The following is a 10,818-nucleotide window of genomic DNA, read 5'->3' on the forward strand; positions in this document are numbered from 1 at the left end:
CGATGTTGCGACGGATGTTCATGGGTGCGGCAGCGGCATCGGCCGTTGCGGGGTTGGCGCGCGCGCAAGGCCGGCCGTCGACGGAACTGACGTTCGGACGTGCGACCGAGCACTCGGCCATCGACCCACATTTTTCCCAAACCGGCCCGAACAACGCGACCGCGTCGGGCATTTTCGAGCGCCTGGTGGCGTTCACCGCTGCCAACCAACTGCAACCCTCCCTGGCGGTATCGTGGAAAACCCTCGATCCGCTGACTTGGGAGATCAAGCTGCGACCCGGCGTCACCTTCCACGATGGCACGCCCTTCACCGCCAATGACGTCGCCTACTCGCTGGACCGAGTGCGCCATATTAATCGAAGCCCCGCCCCGTTCACGCACGCGGTGAGCAACGTGGCCGCGGCGGAGGTGGTCGATGCACTGACGCTGCATGTCCGTACGCCGGCGCCCACGCCGTTGCTGATGGAGCAGATAGGGCTGATCTTCATCGTGCCTGCCAAGCTGGGTGCCGGGGTGGGGAATGACGAGTTTAACAACGGAAAAGCTGCCATCGGCACCGGGCCATACCGCTTCGAGTCCTGGGTGCCGAACGATCGCGCGACGATGAGCGCCAACGCCAAGTGGTGGGGTGGCAAGCCGGACTGGCAGCGCGTGACCCTGCGCTTCATCCCCAACAACGCCGCCAGGTTGGCGGCCCTGCTGACGGGCGAGGTCGATTTGATCGACAGCGTGCCGCCCACGGACGCGGCCAAGCTGGACCATAACGACCAGGTGAAGGTGTTCAGCCGGGCCACCAACCGCATCATCTACCTGGCGCTCGACACGGCGCGGGACGACACGCCGTTCGTCACTGGGCGGGACGGGCAGGCATTGCCGCATAATCCCCTGAGAGATGTCCGTGTTCGGCAGGCAATGTCGGAGATGATCAACCGCGACGTCATAGCCTCGCGCCTGCTGAGCGGCGCTGCCGTGCCGGCCGGGCAGATCGTGCCACAAGGTGAGGGTGGCTACACTGCTGCATTGGCGCCAAGCCCGCTGGACCTGAAACACGCCAAGGACTTGCTGGAGCAGGCCGGCTACCCTCAGGGATTCCGGGTGACGCTGCATTCGTCCGCCGACCGCTATCCCGGCGATGCCCAAGTGGCGCAGGCCGCGGGGCAGATGTTCGCGCGCGGCGGCCTGCAGGTGGCGGGGGTGGAGGCGCTGCCCTATAACGTGTTCGCGCCCGGGGCGACGGACCGGAAGTATAGTGTTTTCCTATTTGGCTGGAGCAGCAGCACCGGTGATTCATCGGAGGCGCTGCGGTCTATCCTGGCAACGTATGACCCGGTCAATGGGTTGGGCGCGCTGAACCGCACTCGCTACTCCAATGCGAACTTCGATGCGCTGTTGGCGCAGGCCTCCGCCGAATTCGACGAGGCCAAGCGCAACGCGCTGCTGGCCGACGCAACGGCGGTGGCGATGCACGATTATGCCGTGCTGCCGCTGTATTGGCAGAAGGCGATCTGGGCGGCCCGGCCCGGCGTGCGATTCGAGGCGAATGAGAGTGAAGATTCCTCCGTCCTGTTCGCCCACCCGGCGGGCGGCACCTAACAATCCGGTGACGCAGGGGTTGCATCCGTTGACCGTAGCGGCTGCTGTCTGACCGACACGAGGAGATGCCCATGACGCCGACCCTGCATTTGGTGACCATGCGAGACGGCGTGCGGCTCGCCACCGATGTCTACCTGCCGGAAGGGCCGGGCCCGTTTCCGGCGGTGATGGAGCGAACGCCGTACGGCCGCAACGAGACCAGCCGCAGCGAGCTGAGTGCCGCCGACACAACGCCCCTGCGTCGTAGCGCCGTGGCGCAACTGCTGGTCCAACAGGGCTACGCCGCGATCTACCAGGACTGTCGCGGTCGCTATGGCTCGGAAGGTCGGTTCGTCAAATATCTCTCGGATGGGGAAGACGGATTCGATACCTGTGCCTGGCTGGTGGAACAGCCCTGGTGCGATGGACGGATTTGCACGATGGGGCTCAGCTACGCCGCGCACACGCAAGCCGCGCTGGGCTGCCTGGCGCCGCCCGGCCTGGTGGGGCAGGTGATGGACAGCGGCGGGTTCTGCAACAGCTGGACCGGCGGCATCCGCCAGTTTGGCGCGTTCGAGCTGAAGCAGGCGACCTGGGCGTTCAACAATGCCCTAATCTCCCCGGAAGCCAAGGCCGACCCGGTGTTGCACGCAGCGCTCGCGGCGGAGGATCTGCGCGATTGGTTCACCCGCATGCCGTGGAAGCCCGGCCACTCACCGCTGCGGCACCATCCGGATTATGAAGCCTATCTGTTCGAGCAGTGGCAGCACGGGCCGTTCGATGCGTTCTGGCAGCAACTGGGGATCTGGGCGGCGGGGTGGCACGACCGCTACAGCCAGGCGGCCTGCGTGCACATGTCGTCCTGGTTCGACCCGTACCCGCTGACCGCGACGGGGAATTACCGCGGGTTGCGAGACGCCGGGCGGGGGCCGCAGCGATTGATCTTGGGGCCGTGGACGCATGGCGCCCGCAGCGTGACGGTTTTCGGCGACGTTGATTTCGGGCCGGACGCCACGATCGATGCGTGGGCGGGCGATTGGCTGTCCTACCGCCTGCGCTTCTTCGATCAGGTGTTGCGCGGCGCTGCGAGCGAGGAGCCGGCGGTGCGCCTGTTCCTGATGGGTGGCGGCAGTGGGCGGCGAACGGCAGCGGGCAAGCTGGACCATGGCGGCCACTGGATCACCGCGGCGGACTGGCCGGTGCCGGAGGCGCAGCCTACCCCGTTCTACCTGCACGCCGACGGCTCGCTGGCGCCCGGCTTGCCGCAGGCCGACGCGCTGCCGCTGCAGTTCGACTACGATCCGCGCCATCCCGTGCCGACGATCGGCGGCAATCTGACCAGCCTGGAACCGGTCGCGGTCGGCGGTAGTTTCGACCAGGTGGAAGGCCCCGCTTTCTTCGGCTGCACGCCGCCCTATTTGCCACTCGCCTCCCGCGCGGATGTGCTCGTGTTCCAGACTGCGGCGCTGACGGAGCCGACCTGCGTCGTCGGCCCAATCGAGGCCGAGCTGTTCGTGGCGACGAATGGGCCGGACACCGACTTCACTGCCAAGCTGATCGACGTCTATCCCGCCAGCGCCGACTATCCGCAGGGTTACGCCATGATCCTGACGGACGGCATCCTACGCCTGCGCTATGCGGAGGACCCGGCAAACCCCAGGTTGCGCGAACCCGGCGAGTTGGTGCGGGCGCGGGTGACGCTATTCCCAACTGCCAACCTGTTCGCCGCCGGGCACCGCATTCGGTTGGACATTTCGTCCAGCAACTTTCCGAAATTCGACGTCAACCCGAACACCGGTGAGCCGGACGGCAATTCCCGGCGCACGCGGATTGCGACCAACACGGTATTCGCCGATGCCGAACGGGCGAGCCGTGTGATGCTACCGATTTTGCCGAAAGCATCGGTGTCGGACCGAGCGGGGTGAGGTGAGAGACGGTCTTGACTACGGTGTAGGGGGCAACGGTCTTCCTTGTGGGAAGGTCCATACATTCCTACGTGGGAGAGAGTGTTGGCTTTTCGGCAAGATCATTGCGCCAGTCTGCCAGCATAGTGGCCCAGGACTGGTTTGCTGGCGCCAACGCCACGGCCTTGGCCAGCATCTCGATCGCCCTGAGCTTGCCTTGCTCGTGCAGCGCCTGGGCGGTTCGCAGATAGGTGTGGGCGTAGTGCGGCGCGAGGCTGATTGCCTCCGTTCCGACCCGCACGGCCTCGTCGTAATCCTGCGCCAGCATCACGGCATCCAACAGCAGGCGCCAGAGGTCGGCATCTTTCGGCCGTAACTCGACGGCCTTCCTGGCCGCGGAAACCGATTCTGCCGCACGGTTGAGATACCGGTTCGCCGTGCTCAAGGCTCGCCAGGCTGCAGGATGCTGCGGCACCGCTGCCACAACCGCCTCAGCCGCAACAAGTGCGTCTTCGAACCTGCGGACCCGGGTGAGTAAATTGGCGCGGTGGAGCAGCATCACCGGCTCGGCAGGGGCCAGCGCGAGGCTCCGCTCAGCGGCATATAGCGCGACGTTCGGGCGCCGCGGCGATGCGGCTTCGTAGAGGGCATGCCAGTATGTCTTCGATTTGCGACGATCTGCATGCAGCCGGGCCAAGAAGGCTTTTCGGTCGAAGCTGTCGTTGGCAAGGCCCATGATGGTCGTTTGCAGCAGACCGATGTCCTGCAGGACGCGGGCTGGGACATGCCCCCCCATGGGGATGGAAACGAGTTCGGTATTCGGGAATTGCGCGAAGAGATCGGCATGCAGACGGTCGATGGACACCGGGTCGAACAAGATGGACTTCTTGGTCGATTTGTTGATCTGCGATGCCATGTCGTCACGCGAGAACACCAGCTTGTTCGCCTCGGCACGCCAGCGCTTCTCGAACGGCACCTTCGCCGCATCGATCGAAAACTGCGGTGCCACCAGAATAGCGCGCGCCAATTTGAGGCTGCTGGAGTTCGAGATCACTCCATAACCACCCATCGATGAGCCGTATCCAATAATAGTCTTGAAGCTGTGCCGATCGAGAACGGCAACGGCGCGGGTTAGCGCTTCCGGCATCGATTGGGTTTGATACCAATGATTCCATTTCGAGACGAAGAATAGGCCAGAATAGCGGTTTTTTTTGATGAAGTCCTGGCCAAACCCTTTCCGTTTATGGTCCCCGACGCCCGTAAAAGTAACGAAACAGTCGATATTTTCATCACGATCGAAGATGACAAGAATATCCTCATCTTCATAGACGACTTCGCTTGGCATTAGACGGTTTGGTCCAGTGTTAGTAAACCGGATTGCCGCATTGTGACCCGTCGAGTAACGTAGCTACTCGTCAAATGCGGCGGCTGGCTGGCTGCCGCACAGCCGTCGGTTTCGGTCCAGATAACGAGATGGGTTCGCATGTCATTTGTTAACATTGTTACTTCCGATCGCGGCTGGATCCTCGAAAAACTCGCCACCGAAATATCCAGCCGGTTGCCCTACGTACGATTCGGCGATGGCATCGACCCGACCGCGTCCATACAATATTACATGACATTCGCCTGCCGCCGCCGGCGGATTTCGCCGATCGAGGTTGGTTATTTCGCACATCTCGAGGCTGCTGGAGAAGCACACGACAAATTCTTCTCGGTCGCTGCGGACGTCGAATACTGCATTACCCACGCCCAACTCTACGCCTCCATGCTGCAAGACAGCGGGATCAAGGATGTCGTTGCCATCTCTCCCGGGGTTGACCTAGAACACTTCACACCGAAGATCCGAATCGGCGTGGTAGGGCGAACATACCATACCGGTCGGAAGGGTGAGCACCTCGTAGCCCAAGTAATGGACATTCCGGAAATCGAGTGGTCCTTCACCGGGGAGGGCTGGCCTGGCCCGGCGTTGAAACTGCCGGGTGATGCGATGCCGGATTTCTATCGTCAACTCGATTACGTGCTGGTCCCTGCGCTGTATGAGGGCGGACCGATGTGCGTTGTCGAGGCTTTAGCCTGTGGAACCGAGGTGATCGCCCCGGCGATCGGCTGGGTGCCGGAGTTTCCCCATGTCGAGTTCAAGGTGGGCGACGCCGCGGACCTCCGGCGTGTTCTGATGGAGCTGGTCGCCACCAAGCGCGCCCTGCGCCAGACAGTACTGGACCGCACCTGGGAAAACTGGGCTGAGGGACACGACAAGGTGTTCCGCGGTCTTGCCCGCACCCACGGGCTCAAACTCGCCCGCCCCCGCAAGCAGTCTGCCGACGCGTCGGCATTGCCACGGCGGGTCGGGTTGTTCCTGCACGGCACGGAAGCTACGTCGCCAGGTGGCCCGACCGTCCGGGTGCCGCGTCTCGCCCAGGAATTGCGGGACGCCGGGTTAGAGGCCGAAATCGCCCGCCATCCTGGCCGGCGGTTCACCGACTTCGACATCGTGCACGGCGTGAATGTGTGGGACCCGAAAACCGCGCTCGACCTGCTGCGCCGGGCACGCAACGCCGGGCGGGGTGTGGTGTTCTCGCCTATTTTCCTCGACCTCTCGTACCGGCCGCTCTGGGATACCGAGTTGCAGCGGGTGTTTTCCACGAGTGAGACGCCGGAGCATTTGGATGCAGGGTTGGAAGAGTTCTATCATAAATGCGAGGCCGCACGGGGCGCGCAGTTCCTGCCAGAGGCGACGCCGGGCTATTTTGCTGCGGTTCGGGAGATGGTGGCGTTAAGTGACCACGTCATCTTCCTGTCCGAGCGCGAGAAACTGCGGATGGAGCGCATCGGCGCGCATGCCGCGAACGGCACCGTCGTTCATAACCCCGTCGATACCAGCCTTTTCGCCCACGGCGACCCGGCACTGTTCGAGGCGGAATACGGGTTGAAGGATTTCGTGCTGTGCGTTGCACGCCAGGAATCGCGCAAGAACCAGTTGATGCTGATGCGCGCCCTGGCCGACACGGATATTCCGCTGGTCTTGATCGGACACACGGCCTCCCAACGATATCGCGATCTGATCGAGACGTATCGAACACCCAACGTGCACACGATCGAGCGTTTGCCGCCCAACTCGCCGATGCTTGCGGCCGCCTTTGCAGCCGCGCGGGTGGCGGTGTTGCCGAGTTGGGCGGAGGGGGCTCCGCTCGCAGCGCTTGAGGCTGCCGCGTCTGGTGCATCCCTGGTGATCAGCGACGAGTCTGGTGAGAGCGAATACTTCGGTGATTATAGCCGCTATTGCGATCCGGCTTCGGTGCGGTCGATCCGCGCGGCGGTGCTGGAAGCCTATGAGACGAGCCGCTCGCCGGCCGACATTGCGGCGCAGAAGAATTTCATTGCCGAGACCTATAGCTGGACCCGGCACCGGGAGCGAACGATCGAGGTTTATCGCCAGGTTTATGCCGCGCGCGCGCCGGAGCCGGTGAAAGAGGCCCCGGCGACCATCGCCGCCGCTGCCGATGCAAGCATTGCTATCGTGTATGACGTGACAACGGGTGCCAATCATACAGGAAGTTGGACTGGAATAGCGCGGGTCGAAGCTGCCATGGCGGAGGCGCTGCGGAGCAGTTCACGGACAATCTCGATCCAACTCGTCGCGTGGAACAACAAGGCGCGTTGCTTCATCGAAATTCCCTTCGAGGTTTATCAATCTGGTCAAACCAGCGCTTTGGTGGCCTATTACGATGAGGTTCCTCCCAGCGAACTGATCCTGCCCGAGGGGGCGTACTACCTCGTCATCGGCAGTGGCTGGATGCAGAACGCCAACTACACGCAAGGCCTGATCGCTTTCAAGCATCGCTACCGGCTACGATTGACGCCACTGATCCACGACGTGATTCCGGTAAACTTTCCATTCTGGTTTGCGGACAACTACGCCCCGGTCTTTGTGCAAAATCTGACGACGCTCTTGGGCAACTCGGACCAGATGTTGGTGTATTCGCAGAATACCCGAAATGACGTGCTATCGTTCGGTGACCGGACCTACAACCTGTTCATCCCGTCTCCCGGCATGTTCCGTTTGGGAGACGAATTAAGCGATGCCGGGGGCGAGAGCGCCGAGGAGCCGGGTTTTGCAGGGCTGCTCGAAGATAAGCGCTTCATCCTCTGCGTGGGGGCCATCCATCAGCGCAAGAACCACAAACTGCTCTATGACGTGTGGCTCAAACTGCAGGCGCGGATGGGCAAGCGTTGCCCGACTCTGGTGTTGGTCGGTGGTGTCGCGTGGAATGGCCACGAAGTTGCAAATGCGTTGAAGGGTGATCCCCGGATCAAAGATCACGTGCTGCTGCTGAGCGACGTCGACGACGCCGGGTTGGCGTGGCTGTATAGAAGTTGCCTACTATCGGTTTATCCCTCGCTGTATGAGGGATGGGGTCTGCCCGTTTCCGAGAGCCTGCGTTACGGCAAGCTCTGCCTGGCGTCGAATGCTTCATCGGTGCCGGAGATCGCACCGGATTTCGTGGAGTTGTTGGACCCGCTGGATCCCAATCAATGGATCACGAAGATCCAGTTCTACGCCGGCAGCGAACTTGCCTTGAAGGCGCGCGAAGCCAACATCGCGGAAAACTACCGCAGCTTTGGTTGGCGTGACTCGGCGGAGCAGATGATCGACGCGCTGCTCCTGAACGCCACCCAGGCCGTACCGGCTCGTCCGTACACGATCGGGACCATCATCAGCCTTGCCGATCGTATGCAGGCTGCACGCCATCGGCGCGGTGGCTGGTACCTGAGCGAGAGCTGGGGATCGTGGTCGTCCCACCTCACGGCGGGGCTGGAGGTCGAACTGACCCTGCCGATGGAGGAAGAGGCAATCCTGATCATGGAGACGCAGGCGTTGCTGTTCCCCGGTGGCAGCCATGATGTCAATGTCGTCATCAATGGCGTTCCCGTCGGTCGTTGGCAGATCCGTCGGCCGGGCCTGCAGATCCGGCACGCCATCGTTCCGATGAAGGTTCTGGCCGGCGCCAAACGCTTGACGATCGAGTTGCAGAACGCGGCGCTCACCCCGATTGCGCGGGTCTCGAAGACGAACGACCAGCGGTCGATTGGCATCGGCGTTGGACGGTTCGCCCTTGCACCGATCGCCAATGTCGCCGACACGGTCAGCTATCTGGGTGTGACGCACGCCGACCCGCAGCGTGTTTGGCTCGGTGCCGTCTATGACTTCGTGAACGATCCAAAAGCCGGCGCTTTCCTGGAAGGCAAATGGACATTGAGCTCCGCCTGGGGCGTGTTCAATGACAAAACTCGTCCCAGACTGGCACTCATGGTGCCAGAGTCGCCGAACGCGGATCTCAGCGTCGGGTTCTGGCTGCGCCCGGCTGCGACCGAGGCCAATCCGTTGACGTTGATGGCCATCGTCAACACGACCCATTGTGGTAAATGGACATTCACCGACAATCAGGTGCATCGCATCGTCGTCCAGATACCGCGCCAGGTTCGGGCCGCGGCCGAACCCCTGCAGATCGACCTGGTGCCCGGCAATCAACACTCGCCCAATCAGCTTAAGATTGGTTCTGCCGACCAGAAATTCGGCTTCAGCCTCATCAGGATGGTGGTGTCGACGGCGGCCACTCCCGCTGCTCCGATACCCGACTATACGCTCGGCACCCCACTTCTCCTCACCGCCGAGGGCGTCGAGGCCAATCCCGCTGCCGAAGCTGTGCTGAGTGGCCCATGGTACAAGGCCGAGCAGCATGGCGCCTGGTCCTTCGGCGCACTGGCGCAGATGAGATTGCGCCTGTGGGATCGTAGCACCAGCCACCGTATCAATGGGGACCTAATCCTGTCGGCGGAACTCGGCGTGTTTGACCGGGGTGGTGAGCTGCCGCTCATGCAGATCACCGCGAATGGGGTCGGTATCGGCACCGCGGAACTGGGCAAAAGCGAGTTGGGTCAGATCCGGGTCCTGATTCCGCGTAGCGTCATCCAGGAAGACGGTGTCCTCGCACTGGACTTCGGCATCGAAAAGGCGCTCTCACCGTTCCTGGCGGGCAGAAGTAAGGACGAACGTCTGCTCGGCTTGCGATTTCGTAGTCTGTCGATCCGGCAGGCGGTCAGAATCCCCGAAGCGCAGATCATCGCATTCCAGCGCGGCGCGCAGCTCAATTGCGACTTCGACCCGCGCTCCATCGCCACCGGCCGTTGGCATCCGCCAGAGCGCAGCGGCCGGTGGTCCATCGGTGACGAGGGCAAGATCGTCTTCGTTCCGGCCGCTCACCTCGCCGGGAATGTCCGCATGTTCGCTGTTGCGCATGTCATCGGCGCGTCGGAAGAACGACCTGTCGCAATCGATGTGGAGGTGAACGGCCGGGTCATCGACCAGTGGGTGTTTCGCGCCGACCGGGCGGAGTTGATCGAACTTCAGCAATTCGCCGAGGCACTGATCGGCGATGCCGAGGCTGAGCTGTCGCTGCGTCACCTCGACCCGAAATCCCCGCGCGAGCTTGGCCTCCATGACGACCCGAGAGTGCTCGGTGTGATGGTCCGGGGTTTGGTCGTTACCGATAGCCAGGTCACATTAAGCCAGGCTGGAGACATGTTTCGTGCGGCGGGCATACGGTTCGACAGCCTTTTGAAACGCGACACGATTTTGGCGGAGATGCGCAACGACGCGGCCGGATTTGAGGATGAGGAGACCGGGGCCAATGCTGCCACGGCCGTTCCCGCGCCAACCGCCGTCGAAAATCTGAGTCTTGCCGATCCCCCCGTGGCGACCATTGTGGTGCAGGATGCTGGGACTGCGATTTCCCCGTTGGAGGACGTCGCTGTCGAGGACGTGCATTCGACGGTCGTGTCGTTGGCGGACGATCCGACGGCCATAGTCTACGCTCCGGCGGAGCCTTCGGAAGCTGCCGCTGCGCAGGCGGCAGCATCGGCCGATCTAGTTGCTGAAGAACCAATTGCCGACGACGCGCTGCAAACAGATGAAGCTTTGGGCGGCGGTATCGACGAGGCGATAACGGCAGCGGACAATCGGCGCGGCCAGGAGGATGCGGTTCGCCAATCGTCAAACGCGCTTGAAAGCCAGACCTAGACGCTACTCGCGGGCCGGACCGAAGTCGTCGTTGTGAGACTTATTGGAGGATGGATCGAATGCCCCATGTCGATGCGGCTGGCGTGAAGCTGTATTATGAGGAAACCGGACAGGGTTATCCGGTCATCTTCGTACACGAGTTCGGCTCGGATTACCGCGAGTGGGAAACGCAGGTGCGGTATTTTTCCCGGTCGTATCGCTGCATCACCTACAACGCGCGTGGTTACCCGCCGAGCGATGTGCCGGCGGACCCGGCGCAGTATGG

5 protein-coding genes and 1 pseudogene are annotated in these 10,818 nt (G+C 62.6%); 5 read left to right on the plus strand and 1 reads right to left on the minus strand.

From position 1 onward, the window contains the following. The first annotated feature begins 2 nt into the window (after window positions 1–2). Window positions 3–1,592 carry an ABC transporter substrate-binding protein gene (locus GSQ76_RS30280; protein WP_216851365.1) on the plus strand — a complete coding sequence of 530 codons (1,590 nt, stop codon included), beginning with the start codon at window positions 3–5 and terminating at the stop codon, window positions 1,590–1,592. A 71-nt stretch (window positions 1,593–1,663) separates the two neighbouring features. Then, a complete protein-coding gene (locus GSQ76_RS30285; RefSeq protein ID WP_158747796.1) occupies window positions 1,664–3,496 on the plus strand; it encodes a CocE/NonD family hydrolase in 1,833 nt (610 codons plus the stop codon). Window positions 3,497–3,563: 67 nt separating this feature from the next. Here the strand turns inward: GSQ76_RS30285 and GSQ76_RS30290 are convergent, their stop codons facing one another. Then, window positions 3,564–4,820 (minus strand): hypothetical protein, encoded by a 1,257-nt coding sequence (locus GSQ76_RS30290; RefSeq protein WP_158747797.1) that lies wholly within the window; start codon window positions 4,818–4,820, stop codon window positions 3,564–3,566. A 642-nt stretch (window positions 4,821–5,462) separates the two neighbouring features. Here GSQ76_RS30290 and GSQ76_RS33000 point away from each other — a divergent pair. From GSQ76_RS33000 to GSQ76_RS31515, 3 genes and pseudogenes are all read left to right on the plus strand, one after another. Continuing rightward, window positions 5,463–5,585, plus strand: a pseudogene (locus GSQ76_RS33000) (glycosyltransferase); the annotation flags it as partial. An 816-nt stretch (window positions 5,586–6,401) separates the two neighbouring features. Beyond that, window positions 6,402–10,553 (plus strand): glycosyltransferase family 1 protein, encoded by a 4,152-nt coding sequence (locus tag GSQ76_RS30295; protein ID WP_158747798.1) that lies wholly within the window; start codon window positions 6,402–6,404, stop codon window positions 10,551–10,553. A 59-nt stretch (window positions 10,554–10,612) separates the two neighbouring features. Further along, window positions 10,613–10,818, plus strand: a 206-nt coding sequence (locus tag GSQ76_RS31515) for an alpha/beta fold hydrolase (RefSeq protein WP_216851366.1), incomplete at its 3' end; no start/stop codon positions are given.

Source organism: Acidisphaera sp. L21 (assembly GCF_009765685.1).
Lineage (GTDB): Bacteria > Pseudomonadota > Alphaproteobacteria > Acetobacterales > Acetobacteraceae > LMUY01.

Bases quoted from the DNA above. Each gene is read 5' to 3' on its own strand.
- GSQ76_RS30285 (WP_158747796.1), top strand. From the start codon at position 1,664: ATGACGCCGACCCTGCATTTGGTGACCATGCGAGACGGCGTGCGGCTC.
- GSQ76_RS30280 (WP_216851365.1), top strand. From the start codon at position 3: ATGTTGCGACGGATGTTCATGGGTGCGGCAGCGGCATCGGCCGTTGCG.
- GSQ76_RS30290 (WP_158747797.1), bottom strand. From the start codon at position 4,820: ATGCCAAGCGAAGTCGTCTATGAAGATGAGGATATTCTTGTCATCTTC.